A 16,649-nucleotide genomic window follows, 5' to 3' on the forward strand; every position below is an offset into this window, starting at 1 on the left:
TAGTACATTTGCTTACTCATTATTGTCACAACCTATCTAATCAATAACTTACCTAGTTTGATAGTTATAAAATCTTCATTACTTTAATCATCATCAATGAAACAGTAAATTTTATTGTTTTCAATGCCCTGATAAAACGTTAACTTGGTCTATTGTTAATGTACTTATACTTCTTCAATAGCGTATTCATGCGACTTTACTTCACCCTATTTACTTTTTTCACAGTATTCTATGCAAACACCAGCTATGCAAAGATCCTTATCGGCTTATCCAGTGAAAATGGTGAGTCACTAAAGTATTCACAACAACAATTCATTGGCCATCTCGAGTCGGCTTACAACTGCGTGGTTGAAGGTTTGAACGGACAATATTCAGTTACAACTGTGCCCCAAGCCCGACTGATAAAAATGCTCGCAGACAACGAAATTGATATCGCTATGCCGCTCCTTCTATTACCCGAAAGAGACTCTTTTGCAAAACGTTCGCAGACCATATACAAGGTAAACTATGAGCTGATCACTCACCCACACCAATATGATTTAAATTTGGATACGCTACGAAGTAAAGTTATACAACAAGGTCTAGTATACAAAAGAGGAACCGGAGCGCGCTCTTTGCTTTTTCGCTATTTAGAGCTAAATGCTGACTCTAATCAATTTCAAGAACACCAAGTAAATACTTGGAGACAAAGCGTGGATTTTGTCAGACACAATCGAGCAGCAGTAACCGCACTTCCTTCGGTTATTGCCAAAGACATCCCCCTCGAATACTTTGATGGCTTAGAACGAATAAAAATGCCCACCCCAGAATTAGGCTTTTACATGTCTAGGCGTTTTTCACAAACCACATTGGCAGAAAGCATTAACGCATTGGCCAATCAGTGCGCTCAACAAGCTTAATTTCCTCATTCATCCAGCTAAGCTAATGTGAGAAAGGATTTAATGCCCACTCAGTAGGCTTTTTATGACTAGATTTAACTTAAACGCATAATTATTTTTGCCAGCGAATTATCCATCAACTTGCTCGCAGCAAACGCAAAGAAAAGCCCAAAAATCGGCAATAGTTTTATTAAAAATATCAATTTGTTCATTTCACGCAACATACCACGCTGTAACGGCGCTGATGTGCTGACGGCAACTAATCCAACGTCTTAGCAAATCGCCTTGAGGCAAAATATACTCCAAACACCGTAAATGCGCCTAACCATAGGGAGTCTTTCCATAACGTGGTGAGTTCAGCGCTGCGCAGTACTAAGCCTCTGATCAAGCGCATAAAGTGCGTTGCAGGCAGCACTTCAGAAATCCATTGCGCCGCGACAGGCATCCCTTCGTACGGAAACATGAACCCTGACAACAAAATCGAAGGGAGTAACACGAATAAGGTCATCTGCATGGCCTGCAACTGACTTTGCGCGAAGGTAGATATCAAGAGTCCGAGCGTTAAGCTCGCGGAAATAAACAGCAAAGATCCCAGCATGATTTCATGCGGCTTGCCATTAATTGGGACGTCAAACATCACATAACCCAAGCCCAAAACAATAACCACTTGAATTAACCCCACGAAGATATAGGGGACGATTTTGGCAATCATTAATTCAATTGGGCGCACGGGGGTGTTAATGAGTAACTCAAGATTACCCCTTTCTCGCTCGCGGACAATGGCAATACTGGTGAATAGCACCATGGTCATACTGAGGATCACCGCCAACAATCCAGGCACGATATTCACCGCTGTTCGCCGGCTCGGGTTGTAATACAACGCGATTTCAAACGTGCTCGTGGAACTTAACTCGGTAATTTGGCTATTCGCTGATTTAGTGTCTAGCGAAAATGGCATATTCTGCAAACCGGATATCGCTCCGCCAATCACACTGTCGGTGCCATCAACCATCCAATGCGCTAACACCCGCCCTTGCTCTAAACGTTGATTTACATCGTGAGGGATCACCAACACAGCGCGAACTTCACCTGCTTGAATAGCCGCTTTTGCCTGCTCTGGTGTGTCAAATGTCTTGGTAAAATCCACTATCTGTGAGGCTCTAACGGTTTCAGTAAGCAAGCGCCCAGTCTGGTTGTTACTGTGGTCAACTAAAGCAACGGGGATATGACGCACATCGGTATTAATGGCAAAGCCAAACAGCATTAACTGCACCAGCGGAATGATTACTATCATGGCAAAGGTGAGGCGATCGCGCGAAAGCTGCTTGACCTCTTTGAACATCACGGCACGAATACGGGCGAAGGAAATCATTCTCGCCCCTGCCCAGTTACGCTCACAAACACATCCTCTAACGTGGGTCTTGCAAGAGTCAGCTCTGCGTTTTGCAGTTCAGGAAATTCTGATCGTAACCATTGCACAGGGTCGCTGATTTGGTTGTAAACCAGCACCCGTAAACGCACGCCTAATTGCGCCGCGGAGCGAATATGGCTATTGGCAATGAGCTTGGCTTTTAAAGATCTTAACCCGCTGGTTTTCACTTCAACGATGTTCACGCCCATGTTTTGCATCAGTTCTTCTGGGGTGCCATCGGCGCGAATTAGCCCTGACTCCATAATCGCCAATCTATGGCACCGCTCCGCTTCATCCATATAATGCGTGGTCACCAAGATGGTGGTTCCCTGCTCTGATAAATCAAATAACTTTTCCCAAAAGTCACGACGATTTTCAGGGTCTACAGCGGAAGTGGGTTCATCCAAAAATAGCAATTCAGGCTTATTAATAGTCGCGCAGGCCAAGGACAAACGTTGCTTTTGGCCGCCGCTCATACCGCCTACCATCTGCTTTTGTAGCGAATGCAGTCCGTATGTTTTCATTTGCTCAAAGCAACGAGCTTTGAGTTCAGCGCCGCCCAAGCCATAAATCTGCCCCATGAAAAGCAGATTTTCTTCCACGGTTAAATCTTCGTACAGTGAGAATTTTTGCGTCATATAGCCTATGCGTAATCGCAACGCATCAGCGTCTTGGGGGATGCGAAGACCTAGCACTTCAACGTCTCCTGACGAGGCGGTGAGTAGGCCCGTCAAGACTCGAATTGTGGTCGATTTGCCACAGCCATTAGGCCCTAAGAAGCCGTAAATATTACCTTTTTCTACATTCAACGAAATATCGTCAATAGCATTGAAATCACCGAATTTCTTGGTGACATTGTGCGCTTTGATGACTAATTCGTTCATAGCGCAGTCAACTTAACTTGCACAGGAATACCTGCTGGCAACGATTGCGTGCTCTGGGGAAGGTCGATTTCAGTTAAGTAAACCAAACGCGATCGGTCACTTTCGCTCATGCTGCGATAAGGTGTAAAGGCAGGTTCAACAGAGACCCAACGTACCGTGCCCGTTACTTCACCTTGCACACCATCAATAATGACAGTGACTTTTTTACCTGGGGCGATTTTTGCTTTGTAAGGCTCGGGTACATATACACGTGCATACGGGGTGGTGTTTGCTTGTAAAATGGCCACCACAGCGTGCTCATTTATACGTTCCCCGAGATTGTGCGGCAGTGAATCCAATATACCGTCGCGCGATGCGCGCACCGTTAAATCCGCCAACACTTTTTGCTCGAATGCCACGGCTTGCTGCGCTACTTTGAGCGACTCTTGGGCTTGCTCAATATCTTCAATTCGCGAGCCACTTACCAACTTTTTCAAACTCTGCTGCGCTACCACAACGGCGGCTTTTGCTGAATCATTTGCCACAACCGCATTGTCGAGTTCAACTTGCGACGCCAATGACTTGGCAACGAGTTCTTGAGCGCGTTTTAACTGTAATAACGCTTCAGTAGCCGTGGCTTTAGCCGAATCTAGGGTGGCGCGCGCGGCTTCAATATCTTCAATGCGTTCGCCATTGAGTAATTTTTGCAAATACACCTGAGCCTGCTGTTCAACAGCCTTGGCTTTGTTAAATGTCGCCAGCTGTTTAGTCTTATCAAGCTCAACCAACACATCACCTTCTTTAACTCGTGCACCTTCATGTACGGGCAATGCAGTGATCACTTCATTGGCAGTGGCTAGAAGCGTTACCCTGTCGCGCTCCAAAATACCAAATGCTGTGTCCTCTTCGGTGTCAGTGCAACCGAACACAGTGGCAAGTAAGCCAAAAAATAGCGGTATGTATTTAAATCTCATAAAGTTAGCCTAGCGTATAAATGCAAATAGGGACGACGCACATTTAGGTTTAGTTTAAATTAAATTTAATTTAAACTAATGCCGGTCATATTTCAATCAGTTTGGTCACACCACTATGCCAAAGCAAGAAACGTCGTCTCGAAAAGATGGTGCCCTCACCCATCAACGCATTTTAAATACCGCAGGAAGGCTCTTTGCCACTCAAGGGCTTGGGGCGACAAAAAACAAAGATATTGCCATTAAAGCAGAAGTGGATTTGGCGCTCATAAATTATCATTTTGGTGGTCGCGACGGTTTGTATCAGCACACTCTCAAAGAAGCACATGCGCACATCATCAAGCTCGAAGACTTATTAATTATCACTGAGCAAAGCGACTCCCCCGAAGCACAGCTCAAAAGTGTGATTGACCTACTAACGAAAGCAGTGTTGTCGCCGAACGATTGGCATTTTAAGTTATTAGCAAGGGAGCTGTTGTCACCGAGCGCTAGCCTGAAGGTTCTTGCCGATGAAGAAGGCCTGCCGAAAATCAACATTATCAAAACCATTCTTAGCAATTTAACGGGCATTGCGGCCGATGATCCTTCGATATTCCCCTGCGTTATAAGCGTGATGGCGCCATGTTTGATGATTTTGGTGGCAGGTGAAAACTTGCCGGGCCCATTGCAAGCCATTCGCTCTATGGAGCAACAGCAACTCTCCAACTACTTATTTAACTATGCATTAGGCGGACTTAACGCCGTAAAAAATATGCAGGGTTAATCGCCTCTTCTCGCCTGCTTTGCTTAAACACTTAATTTTTAACATGCAACCAGACATAGCGCTGGGCGAATATTGAGCCTTGTGAGCATAATTTTTAGCCTGCTAAATGGCGTCGCTATTTAAGTTGATTGGTAATAGACACAAAAAAAGAAGGCGATGAGGGTTACTCATGGCCTTCTTTGTCGTGTGGTATACAGCTGTTAATCAGCTAACACTGAGAGTTGTTAGAAAGAGTATCTCAAACCCAGCGCAAATGTGCGGCTGAACAATGAGCTACCCGAATTATGTGTGTACGGGTACTCATAATATGTATGAAACATTTCTTCAGTTAGGTTGGTGCCATCAAACGTCACCATAAAGTCTTCCGTTACATCGTAGCTAAGTTGGAAATCCAAACTTTGTTCTGGACGACGGTACACACCTAATGGGTTGGCAAACTGCGCCGCTTCATAGTTGTTTAAGAAGTTGTCACGCCAAACATACGCTAAGCGCATGTCGAAGCCTTCACGCTCATAAATAAGTACGGTCGAGTAAGACTCTTTAGATACACCAAACATGTCACGCGTGTCGTAACCGGTGAACTCTCCCGTCTCGCTATAAGTTGGTAGCTTTTGGTTTGAATCAAGAAGTGTCGCACTTGCTTGAACACCAAAGCCATTCAACCAATCCGGTAGATTTTCAGGGAAGTAAACTAGACCAAGCTCCCAACCATCCAACGTACCGTTTGATGAGTTATCCGGTTGACTCAAGATATAAGGGTATGGCGCGTCATCATCTGGACCTTGGTATTGAACGATACGGTTTGAGCCGTAGACAAAGCCTTCAATATCACGCTTAAACCAAGTGCCGTAAAGTGAGCTGTCTTCAGCGAAGTACCACTCAAGTGTCAGGTCAAAGTTTTTAGACTCAACCGGCTCCAAGTCAGGGTTACCGCCACTTGCCGTGCCATAACCAATGTCTGTTACATCTTCTTGATAATAGATAAATGAATTCAACTGTGCGAAATCAGGGCGACGAATTGTCTCTGTGTATGCCGCACGAGCGATTAAATCTTCACCTAAGTGATAGCGAACAACAACACTTGGCAACCAAGCTATTGAGCTGTTTTCAGCTGTACTAACCGCCGTTGGTACTTGATCAATATCGAAGAAAGTCATGTCGGCTGTTGCGTCTTCATAACGCAAGCCGATTTGACCATCGAACTCACGACCAAACAGCATGGTAGAGAAGTCGCCTTGAACGTACGCCGAATATGATTTCTCTTCTATATCGAACGTCGTTTCCAAGACTAGCTGGTCTTCAGGAAAACCGTATAAGCCTCGGAAGTAATCGCGATTGTTGTAAATGTAGTAACCATTGGCCACCGCCCATGTTGATGGCCAATTCGCTTGTCCATCAAAGAAGCCTTCATTGATTGAGGTTAAACCTTCGTCCAAAGTGCTCAGCGGCTGACCTAAGAAACCATCAACATCACGCGTTGCATCGGTTGCACCACGGTTGTCATAACGCACACCGAAAGAAATCTTCTCAAAGCCGAAGCTATCTACGTATAACTCGCCATCCAAGGTGAAAGTTAAGGCATCGCCCTTAGAGCTGCCGCCGCTATCATATAGTTGCGCGACGTTCCACTGGGTGGTGTCAGTTAAATCCGCTTCGTTTACTTCTGTCTCTGGATTATCTAGGTACTCCAAAGAAGGTAGGCCGTCGTTGTCATTGAAGTCAACGTTCAAGCCATAAGCAACACGGTCGGTACGCATTGCGAAGAACTGAGATTCGAACTCACTGTCTTGGTAATATATTTCAGAGGCAAGTTTGAAGTCATCCGTGATATTCCATTCACCGCCCAAAGCATACACATAACTGTCTGTTTTACCGACCGTTAAGTCGCCACTGTTAAAGCCATAAGGTGCTGAAACATAACGTTCTTTAATGATGTTCGTGCCATCAAATAACAGTGGTGGATTCTCAGGGTCAACATTGCCCCACCAATCTACGAAGGTGAAGTGTAAAGAGTTGAATGATTCATTACGATAACCGTTATAAAAGGCTTCGAATGTGTATTGAGAGTCGTTATTTGGACGCCATTGCAAGGAGATGTTCGCAGCTGGACGTTCACGGTTACCGGTAAAATCATTGCCAAATACCGCATCACGCGACAGGTAGTATTCCGTTGGTACACCATTGATATCAAGGGTTGAACCCGATTGATACGGTAAGCCATTTTCAAGACCTGGTTGCCAGATTAGCTCTTCGCTCACGCGACCATCGGTTGTAGGAATACGCTCTAGTTGACCAAAGCCATCAGCCGGATTCAACGTCATAAATGGCACCATCGCACCGGCTGCGATGTTTTGGTCGCGATATGATGTTTCAGCATAAGAAACGTTTACCAGCGCTCCAAACTCACCAAAATCAGATTCCCAACGGTTACTCGCTAATAGCGATACGTTCGGCTCTAATTCTTCAGCTTGTTCTTGATAAATACCACGCGCAGATGCAACAACTTTTGCGCCTTCAAAGTTAAACGGACGCTGAGTATTAATGTCGATTTGACCAGCAATACCACTACCCACTTGTGAAGCAGAGCGAGTTTTAAACACATCGACACTTTCAAGCAGTGCAGCTGGAATATCAGCGAGTGCAACATTGCGGCCCGCCGCTGTAAAAATTTGGCGACCATTTACCGTGGTCGTAACATCCGTTAAACCACGAATAGAAACTGTATTGACTTCACCGGCGCCTCGGTCAGTTACCTGAATACCCGTTACACGTTGAAGTGCTTCTACGACGTTGTTATCTGGGAACTTACCGATGTCTTCAGCAACAATTGCATCCACTACTTGGTATGCTTGGCGCTTAACATTGAGGGCTTTGTTTAAGCTTCCACGTATCCCTGATACAACGATCACTTCAACGTTTTCTTCTGACTCTTGTGCAGCTTGCTCATTCTCAACGTCTGCAGCAAAGCTGTAATTACAGCTTAATGCTAACAGGACTGCGCTCGCTAGTTGCGTTCTCTTGTGCATGTGTTGTTCTCCGCTTCGTTGTCATGATAGGCCTGCATTCGTATGCAAAGAGAGAAACTAAAAAAGTTCCTGTACTCTAACATCCTCTTCTTGCAATAGCTGCACGCACTGCGGATCCGCACAGCCTAGCCTAATGGCGTTAATTTATTATTAGTCTTATCCGGACTATAATCGTATTGTATGATTTATTATCAGTCAATACCAAACAGTTAACAAATTGTACGATTAAACACAAAGCGCATTACACCTACCGAATTTCCTACACTCTTTCATCAATTAAAATTCACCAAAAAGCCCCAAAAGCGCAACAAGATTGGTGTTTGTCGGCACGCTTGCCAATGTGACTTCACATCCTCATATGATTATTTTGCTAATTATTCACTACATATAAATTTAACAAGTAGTTTACACGGGCAAAAAACATGCTAATTTATGTATTACAATAATACCTATAACCATTAATGAGAGATACACTATGAGAATCCTTCCCTCTTTATTGGCTACTAGCATTGCTCTAGCTTTAACAGCTTGTAATGATGGTAGCTCGCAAAGCTTTGGCATGGGCGAACCTGTAGCAGCCGCACCAGAAATCCCTCCTGTGGAATATGAAGATCCGACGTTGGCAGGCGAAGTGAGCTTTAGTGATGTTACCGTACACGATCCATCGGTTATGCGTGACGCTGAGGGCACGTATTATATCTATGGCTCTCATCTCGCAGCTGCAAAAAGTACTGATTTGCTTAACTGGGAACTGATCGCAAGCGATGTGACAGATGAAAATCCACTATTTAATACCTATGCCGCAGAAGCGGCGGAAGGTATTGAATGGGTTGGCGGTCATGTGGGTTCTTGGGCTGCGGACGCTATCCAGCTGAATAATGGTCGCTACTACTTCTATTATGATCACTGCGCCTTGCCGGATACTGGAAATTGCGTATCCCGCTCATATTTGGGTGTGGCTGTTTCAGACTCGCCAGAAGGCCCATTCACAAACCTAGGGTTAATCCTTAAAACAGGCCACGTAGGCGATGAAAACCCAGGCATCAATGGCGAGGACTATAATGGCAATGTTCACCCCAACGCCATTGACCCAGATGTATTCTTTGATAAAGAAGGCCGCTTGTGGATGGTCTATGGTTCCTATTCAGGCGGTATCTGGATCATGGAAATGAACCCTGAAACAGGTATGGCACTGCCAGATCAAGGCTATGGTAAGAAACTAATGGGCGGCTTCTACAGTGCCATTGAAGGGCCCTACATGCTTTATAGCCCAGAGACTGACTACTATTACCTATTCACTTCATTTGGCGGGTATGAGCAAAACGACGGCTACAATATGCGTATCTCTCGCTCAAAAAATCCAGATGGTCCATTTGAAGATTATCAAGGCCAAGACATGATTGGCGCTGCGGGTAATTGGGACTCTATCAGTCCATATGGCGTAAAAATTATGGGTGGATTTGAGTTTAACCATAACGTCGGCGAAGAAGGATTTGACCACGGCTATATGGCGCCTGGCCACAATTCGGCTTACTACGATGAAACGACGGGTAACCATTACCTTATCTTCCATACCCGCTTCCCGAATATGGGTGAGGGCCACTCAGTGCGCGTACATGAAATGTTCACCACTGAGGACGGCTGGCTCGTTGCATCTCCACACCGCTATGTGCCAATCGCAGGCGCAAACTTAGTGGATGAAATTGACGCCTACGGTACCTATCAATTCATTATTCACGGTTTGGATATTAACCGCACAGCCAAACAATCAAGTTACTTACGTCTTGAAGAAGATGATGTAATCTCAGGTGATTACAGTGGCTCGTGGAAAATAGACGAAAACAGTAACATCACCCTCAACATTGACGATTTAGGCACCTTTAAAGGCGTTGCCAAATGGCAATACAACAATGTAACAGGCCGCTTAACGCCCACATTCAGTGTGCTTTCGGCAAAAGGCGGTGCAGCATGGGGCTCTGAGCTCAACGACCCTGGTTTAAGCCAGGTAATGGCAAACATTCACGAAGCCCTTGTGCTGCCGCAAAGCACGCAATCAGACGTAACATTGCCAAGCGTAGGTGCGATGGGTGCAAGCATCAGTTGGGTCAGCGATAAACCTGAAATCATCAACACAGTAGGCCAGCTAAACCGACCGAATGCAGGTGAAGCGGATGCGACTGTCACACTCACAGCTACAATTGAGTTACAAGGACAAGTACAAACCAAGACCTTTACAGTAACCGTACCGGCGCGTAAACCATACAACCGCGTTGCACATTATAGCTTCAGCGATAGCCTTGCGGATAGCTTGGGCTACCAAGGTGTGGGACAAGCAACGGCGGAGCGCCCAGACAATATTACTGGCAATGCGAACTTCACCGCAGGCTACGAGGGTCAAGCGCTACAACTCAATGGCAGCAATGGCGTGCGTCTACCCGATGGCTTAATTGATAACTTTGAATACACGGTATCAATGTGGCTCAATCCAACACAGTTAACACAATTCACCACTGCATTCTTTGGTGCCAAGGATGTCGACAACTGGCTGAGCCTTGTACCATGGAGTTGGGATGGCAATACCATGCTGTGGAGTGGCTCACAAGTGTGGATTGATGGCTCTGCGGGTATGCAAATCCCTGCGGGCTCATGGTCACACGTTGCCTTTTCAGTCAAACAAGGTTCACTGCAAGTGTATGTAAATGGTGAGCAGAAATACTCAGGTGGTAACTTCCAAGACTTGTTCTCAAACGGTGATGGCTTATTTGCTCTTGGCGTGAACCATTGGGATATTCCTTACAACGGCTTAATTGACGACGTAAAGGTGTATGAAGGTGCACTCAGTGCAACCGAAATTAAGAACCTTGACGTAACACCACTGCCGGCCAATGAACTACTCGCTTCAGCAACTGAACTGCTTAGTTTAGGGGACACCTCATCGGTACGTGAGAACCTACGCTTACCGCGCACTGGTGCTTACGCAAGTGCGGTGCAATGGCAGTCATCAAATACAGAAGTGGTATCCACACAGGGTGAAGTGACGCGCCCTGAAGCAGGTGAATCCGATGCTGTAGTTACACTGACAGCCACCATTACGCTGGATGGCGAAACGGCAACAAAATCATTTGAAGTCGTGGTTCGTGCTAAAGGTTTACCGGCACCGCGTGTGGCTTACAGCTTCGATAATGACACCTTGCTTGATAATGAAGATAAGTACCCTGCAGGCACAACCACTGGGCCACAGCTAGGTAGTGCAGGACCAGCGGCCATGTTTGCTGACGGTGTAAGCGGTCGCGCATTGCATCTAGACGGCAGCTATGGCGTTGAATTGCCTGATAACCTCCTCAGAGATAACACCTATTCCGTATCACTATGGGTAAACCCTGAAGAATTGACTCAATTCACACCAACTTTCTTCGCCTATGCGACAACTGAAAGTTGGATAAGCTTGGTGCTCAAAGGCACAGATGGCGTGGGCAATAACTCTATGGTGTGGTCGGGTACCAACTGGTATGACGCGGGTATGGGACAGCAAACGCCAATCAATGCTTGGTCACATATTGTCTTTGTAAATAATGGTAACGCCCTGAACATCTATTTCAACGGTGAAGAAGTCTACAGCGGTAATAACTTCCCTGACGTATTCACACCTGCAAGCTTCACTGGCTTTGCAATTGGTGTGAACTTCTGGGATCTTCCATACAAAGGGCTTGTGGATGAGTTGATGATTTTCGACGATGCATTGTCTGCACGCGATGCCCAACAACTTTACTCTGAAACTATGCAATAGCCAATAAGTAATATAATATCAATTTATATTGAATTTAGGGCGCTAACTTCGGTTGGCGCCTTGCTATGAGGAACAAGCTATGAAAAAGATAACAACATTAGCCTCTGCGCTGGCGCTTTGCAGCAGTGCAGCCATTGCTAAAAACCCATTATTCGATGACGTATTTACCGCCGATCCTGCGGCGCTTGTGCATAACGACACCGTGTATCTTTATACCGGTCACGACGAAGCCCCAAACAACGACCGTTTCTTTGAAATGCACGACTGGCTGGTGTTTTCTTCCACTGACATGGTGAATTGGAAAAAGCACGGCCCAATCATGAAAGCAACAGACTTCAAATGGGCAACAGGTGATGCGTGGGCATCGCACATGGTGGAAAAAGACGGTACGTTTTATTTCTACACTACGGTTCGTCATAACGATGAAAAGTCTGGTTTCGCAATTGGTGTAGCAACGTCACAATCACCAACCGGTCCTTTCAAAGATGCGATTGGCCATGCACTTGTAACCAATGACATGACTACCCACACACCGAATGACTGGGATGATATTGACCCAGCTATTTTCATCGAAGAAAACGGCGATGCGTACATGTTTTTCGGCAACCTAATGCCAAAATACGTAAAGCTCAAAGACAATATGGTCGAACTCGACGGTGAGATTAAAACCATTGATGTGCCGAATTTTACCGAAGCGCTATGGGTGCACAAAAAAGACGACAACTATTATTTGTCTTATGCCTGTGAATTTCCGGAGAAAATTTGCTACGCCATGAGCAAAAGCATTGAAGGCCCTTGGGAATACAAGGGAATTCTCAACGAAATCGCCGGTAATTCTGAAACCAACCACCAGTCGATTATAGAATTCAAAGGTCAGAGCTACTTTATCTACCACACGGGCGCCGTGCCACCAAAAGATGGCGAGCCAAGTGGTGGACGCTTTCGTCGTTCGGTGGCTATCGACCCACTTTACTATAACGAAGACGGTACTCTTAAACGTGTGATTATGACCACTGAAGGTGTACAAGCCGTTAAATAAATGGCTTCGTTATGGACGCAAAAAAAGAGCTGAAATTCAGCTCTTTTTTCATTGTGGGCAATTAGCCCAACGAACTACCAACTCAGTTATAAATTAGCCCTAAGCCACTTCTTCAGAGTTGACAGTAGTATGCTTTGGAATATCGTTCTTGAGCAGAATAAAGGCTAAAAAGATAAAACCTAGCGGCGGTAAAAATCCTAAAATAACACCCAAGATCCCTACAGCTATTGGATGTTGCGTCTTGCGGCGGCCATAGTAGTAGCACATCGGCCCAACCATGATCACAGTACTGAATGCGATAAGCTGCCCAATCAAGACTGCATTCATGCCCATATTTACGCTCCCTGTATATTCCTTTATAGCGAAACAAGTTCGCTTTTATCGTTCTTTAGTTACAAATATAAGCATAGTAACTATCAATAGCAAATAGCGATGTGCATGAAACAATAATTTACCTATATTTGTCCTTGGGGTAATAATGACTATTAATCAAAGTGACAAGGCAAAAAGAACGACATAATTACTTCTATGTAATACATAAATGGGGGCGACAGGAAAAAAGAGTAAACAGCAGCTAAAGAACATTAAAAAAGACTGCGAGTGTACTTAAAAGAGGAAATAGTTGTAATTTTGTATAAACTTGAAAAATAATATTTACCTTCATAATGATGGACATATAAATGGTACATGAATTATCGCGATATACTCGCCTTAATAATCGCAGTGGCTTTACATTAATTGAGCTAATGGTCGTCATTGCTATCATCGGCATACTAGCTTTAATAGCCTTACCGAGCTACAAGCGTTACGTAAATGAAGCCAAGGCTGCGGAGGTGTTGTACAGAATCCATGCAATAAGTTCAGCCTACTCCTATGTTAGTACGCGAAACCCAGAAATCTTGAATAATCACGTTGAACTATCAAGTTCAGATTTCGGCCTGGCTCCTAAGTATTTGCCACGCCTTGCCAATCAATTTTCACAACGGCACAACATAGATTTCTCTGCACAATTAGTTAACCATTCAGGATATTTCCAATTTACTGGTGATCAAGCGTTCCCTGTTTTGTTTCTAAGGGCCAATGATCAAAATGGCATTGATGTGCTCAACGCCGTTGATCATATTGCTGAGTTCAAGCATGCATTTGTTACTCCTAATATATTGATGATCGCACTAATTTCCCCATACGAGCTGCATCACAACACCAACCATTCCACCGACCAAGTCACAGGGCAACCCACTGACCAAGTCACAGGACAACCCACCGACCAAGTCACAGGACAACCCACCGACCAAGTCACAGGACAACCCACCGACCAAGTCACAGGACAACCCACCGACCAAGTCACAGGGCAACCCACTGACCAAATCACAGGGCAACCCACTGACCAAATCACAGGCCAACCTACTGACCAAATCACAGGGCAACCCACTGACCAAGTCACAGGACAGACAACCAACCAAAACACTGGACAATCAACCGTTCAAACTCCAGTACCAAGCCAAACTGCGGGAGGGACTCAAAGCACGGCTGGAGACCACTTAAATTGGCCCCCGGGCTGGGTGAAGCACCCCCAGAACCACCAAAATCAACAGCATGGTCACAATAATTAGTTTGGAGGGTAACGCAATGATTTCAACGAATAAGCGATGGGAAGAAAATATTGCCAACGCAATGAATGAAGCGCAAGAAGGTACGCAAAGAAAGGCAGGAACGGCGTCAATTTATATTCCTGACTGGCTATCTTATGTAATCTGTATAGCGTTTGGATTTATGTTAGCTAAAACTTTTTTTACTGGGGTCGAAACCCACAGTGTCAATAACAGCAGAGATTATCAAACAGGTAGCTCAGTCGCTTTATTGATGGTGGCAGAAGATGTAGAGCATTACCGAACTACCTACGGCGAACTCCCAAACACGGCTCCGAGCCCAATAGCTTCAGTGATGAATATAACTTACGAAAAGATCTCGCCAGATCATTTTCGCCTAAGCATCCCCCATGGAGACTCGAGCATCACGTTTGATGCCAAAGAAGATAAATTAGTAATGGATTAATAATGATCGAAAACACTGATAGCCAAAGAATTCATACAGCCTTTATGTGGCTTCAACGTTTTTGTAAAGAGCACGCTACAGAAAAATCACCCGAAATTGATGAGAGTTTTGACTTTACAAGCCCTAGTTCAGCTTGGCAAACAGCACAAGAATTATTAGGAGTCGAATCCCACACTTTAGCTACAATGATTGCGGATCAATATGAGTTAGAAACCGCTAAAATCAAAGTGAAAATGACTGAGGACTTGTTACATTATGTGCCTCGTAAATTCGCTGAGCAGTACACTATCTTCCCGCTGGATTTCACAGATGGCGTGCTTACAGTTGCTTGTGCGCATCCATTTGATAAAGACATGGAGACAATGCTTGAGTTTTTAACCACATTTCACGTTAAAACCCGATTAGCGCCACCTCAAGTAATCAACAATTGGATTGCTCACTACTACCCAGATGAGCTCATCTCGCAAAAAGACATTGTTATAAAGTCGTCATCGTCACAGTCATCCAATGATAAGAATCATTTAGCGACTGACTCAGCTATTGTCAAAATAGTATCGGAAATGTTCCTAGAAGCTTTTCTTATGAAAGCGAGCGACATTCATATCGAACCCTATCAAAACGGTGGAATTATTCGTTACCGCATTGATGGTATGCTTCGCATCATATCAGAGGTGCCATCCCAAATATTGGTACCCATTGTTCAACGTATAAAAGCCATTGCCCGCCTTAACTTAGCGAAGAAGATGGTTCCTCAAGATGGCAGTGTTAGCCTCGAAATGCGTGGCCATGATGTTGACCTGCGGGTATCTACGCTGCCCGTTAAAGGTGGTGAAAAAGTTGTAATTAGGCTGCTTATAAAGTCTGTAGTTAGTACATTAGAAGAAATTGGGCTACAAACAAGAGAGCTAGATTCGTTCAAACGCCTACTACAAAATAGTGAGGGGATATTTGTAATTACTGGGCCAACAGGTTCCGGAAAAACAAGTACCCTCTATGCGGCCCTCAAAGAGCTTAACACACCTGAAAAATGCCTTGTAACGGTCGAGGATCCCGTAGAGTATGAAATCGAAGGTATTGCTCAAGTCAGTATTAATCCAGAACAACACCTCACCTTTTCTGCCGCTTTGAAAAGCATCCTCAGGCAAGACCCAGATGTTATTTTAATGGGCGAAATTCGCGATGAAGAAACAGCTGAAATGACTTTTCGCGCGGCGGTAACTGGGCACTTTGTTATGACAACATTACATACCAGCGATGCTATCACGACAATTCCTCGACTTATGGGTCTTGGGGTCCCTCCCCCCATTGTTGCAGATTCTCTAAAAGGTGTTGCAGCGCAGCGGTTAGTAAGAAAACTATGTGAGCACTGTCGTCAAGAAGGACCTGCGCCTGATGATACACATGGAAACCGTTTTAAACTCGCTTTACCAAAGTTGAGCATCCACTCTGCTAAAGGGTGCGATAAATGTCAACAAACCGGTTACAAAGGACGAATGCCACTGTTTGAAATTATCACAATTACCGATCAATTGGCTGATGCAATAAGAGCCGGTGAAGACTCCTCTTCGCTAAGAAGAATTGCAGCACAAAGTGGAGCTAGACCCTTATTTGAAGTAGCAATCGATGCAGTTGCTGCCGGACAAACATCTGCTGAGGAAATAAACAGAGTTTTGGGCGAGGCGTTTTGGAGAGCGCTGTGAACAAAAGCGGGGGTCGCTCTACCCCCTTCAAAACCATTTTCAAGCACATCGATTAGCACACTGCACATCGTACCATGAACAAAAAAGCAGAGATTCCCTTTGCTCTATTGTTCCTTTATCGACAACGCGCTATAAACATATTACCAAACTCATTCG

11 protein-coding genes and 1 pseudogene are annotated in these 16,649 nt (G+C 45.0%); 7 read left to right on the forward strand and 5 right to left on the reverse strand.

The genetic code is table 11. The features are described from left to right. Nucleotides 1-188: 188 nt before the first annotated feature. Nucleotides 189-899 carry a transporter substrate-binding domain-containing protein gene (locus V1358_RS09370; protein ID WP_347393361.1) on the forward strand — a complete coding sequence of 237 codons (711 nt, stop codon included), beginning with the start codon at nucleotides 189-191 and terminating at the stop codon, nucleotides 897-899. 238 nt (nucleotides 900-1,137) lie between these two features. Here V1358_RS09370 and V1358_RS09375 read toward each other — a convergent pair whose 3' ends face one another. From V1358_RS09375 to V1358_RS09385, 3 genes are read right to left on the reverse strand one after another with little or no spacing between them, the layout of a single operon-like run. Then, nucleotides 1,138-2,250, reverse strand: coding sequence for an ABC transporter permease (locus tag V1358_RS09375; RefSeq protein ID WP_347389724.1), 1,113 nt, complete (start codon nucleotides 2,248-2,250; stop codon nucleotides 1,138-1,140). After that, the gene (locus V1358_RS09380) at nucleotides 2,247-3,173 is read right to left on the reverse strand and encodes an ABC transporter ATP-binding protein (RefSeq protein WP_347393362.1); all 927 of its coding nucleotides are present in this window, start codon (nucleotides 3,171-3,173) and stop codon (nucleotides 2,247-2,249) included. Before V1358_RS09380 ends, V1358_RS09375 begins: the two co-directional genes overlap by 4 nt. Then, nucleotides 3,170-4,126 (reverse strand): HlyD family secretion protein, encoded by a 957-nt coding sequence (locus V1358_RS09385; RefSeq protein WP_347393363.1) that lies wholly within the window; start codon nucleotides 4,124-4,126, stop codon nucleotides 3,170-3,172. The genes V1358_RS09380 and V1358_RS09385 overlap by 4 nt, the downstream gene beginning before the upstream one ends. 115 nt (nucleotides 4,127-4,241) lie before the next feature. Between V1358_RS09385 and V1358_RS09390 the strand changes: the two genes are divergently transcribed. Then, nucleotides 4,242-4,886, forward strand: coding sequence for a TetR/AcrR family transcriptional regulator (locus tag V1358_RS09390; protein ID WP_347393364.1), 645 nt, complete (start codon nucleotides 4,242-4,244; stop codon nucleotides 4,884-4,886). Between the two features lie 224 nt (nucleotides 4,887-5,110). On the opposite strand, the gene V1358_RS09395 is transcribed toward V1358_RS09390, so the two are convergent. Beyond that, entirely contained in the window at nucleotides 5,111-7,912 is a 2,802-nt protein-coding gene (locus tag V1358_RS09395) for a TonB-dependent receptor (protein WP_347393365.1), read from the reverse strand. Nucleotides 7,913-8,387: 475 nt separating this feature from the next. Between V1358_RS09395 and V1358_RS09400 the strand changes: the two genes are divergently transcribed. Together V1358_RS09400 and V1358_RS09405 are read left to right on the forward strand one after the other, a co-directional pair. Further along, nucleotides 8,388-11,699, forward strand: a complete 3,312-nt coding sequence (locus V1358_RS09400; RefSeq protein ID WP_347393366.1) for a LamG-like jellyroll fold domain-containing protein — start codon at nucleotides 8,388-8,390, stop codon at nucleotides 11,697-11,699. Nucleotides 11,700-11,778: 79 nt separating this feature from the next. Continuing rightward, nucleotides 11,779-12,738 carry a glycoside hydrolase family 43 protein gene (locus tag V1358_RS09405; protein ID WP_347393367.1) on the forward strand — a complete coding sequence of 320 codons (960 nt, stop codon included), beginning with the start codon at nucleotides 11,779-11,781 and terminating at the stop codon, nucleotides 12,736-12,738. Between the two features lie 99 nt (nucleotides 12,739-12,837). Here V1358_RS09405 and V1358_RS09410 read toward each other — a convergent pair whose 3' ends face one another. Continuing rightward, the gene (locus V1358_RS09410; protein ID WP_347393368.1) at nucleotides 12,838-13,071 is read right to left on the reverse strand and encodes a hypothetical protein; all 234 of its coding nucleotides are present in this window, start codon (nucleotides 13,069-13,071) and stop codon (nucleotides 12,838-12,840) included. A 347-nt stretch (nucleotides 13,072-13,418) separates the two neighbouring features. Here V1358_RS09410 and V1358_RS09415 point away from each other — a divergent pair. The 3 genes and pseudogenes from V1358_RS09415 to V1358_RS09430 form a co-directional block, all read left to right on the forward strand. Beyond that, nucleotides 13,419-13,554, forward strand: a pseudogene (locus tag V1358_RS09415) (type II secretion system protein); the annotation flags it as partial. A gap of 813 nt (nucleotides 13,555-14,367) precedes the next feature. Then, nucleotides 14,368-14,793: a hypothetical protein gene (locus V1358_RS09425; RefSeq protein ID WP_347393369.1), complete on the forward strand. Its 426-nt coding sequence runs from the start codon at nucleotides 14,368-14,370 to the stop codon at nucleotides 14,791-14,793. Between the two features lie 2 nt (nucleotides 14,794-14,795). Next, complete coding sequence (locus tag V1358_RS09430) at nucleotides 14,796-16,493, forward strand: GspE/PulE family protein (RefSeq protein WP_347393370.1); 1,698 nt, start codon at nucleotides 14,796-14,798, stop codon at nucleotides 16,491-16,493. Nucleotides 16,494-16,649 lie beyond the last annotated feature (156 nt).

Source organism: Pseudoalteromonas pernae (genome assembly GCF_039831865.1).
GTDB lineage: Bacteria > Pseudomonadota > Gammaproteobacteria > Enterobacterales > Alteromonadaceae > Pseudoalteromonas > Pseudoalteromonas pernae.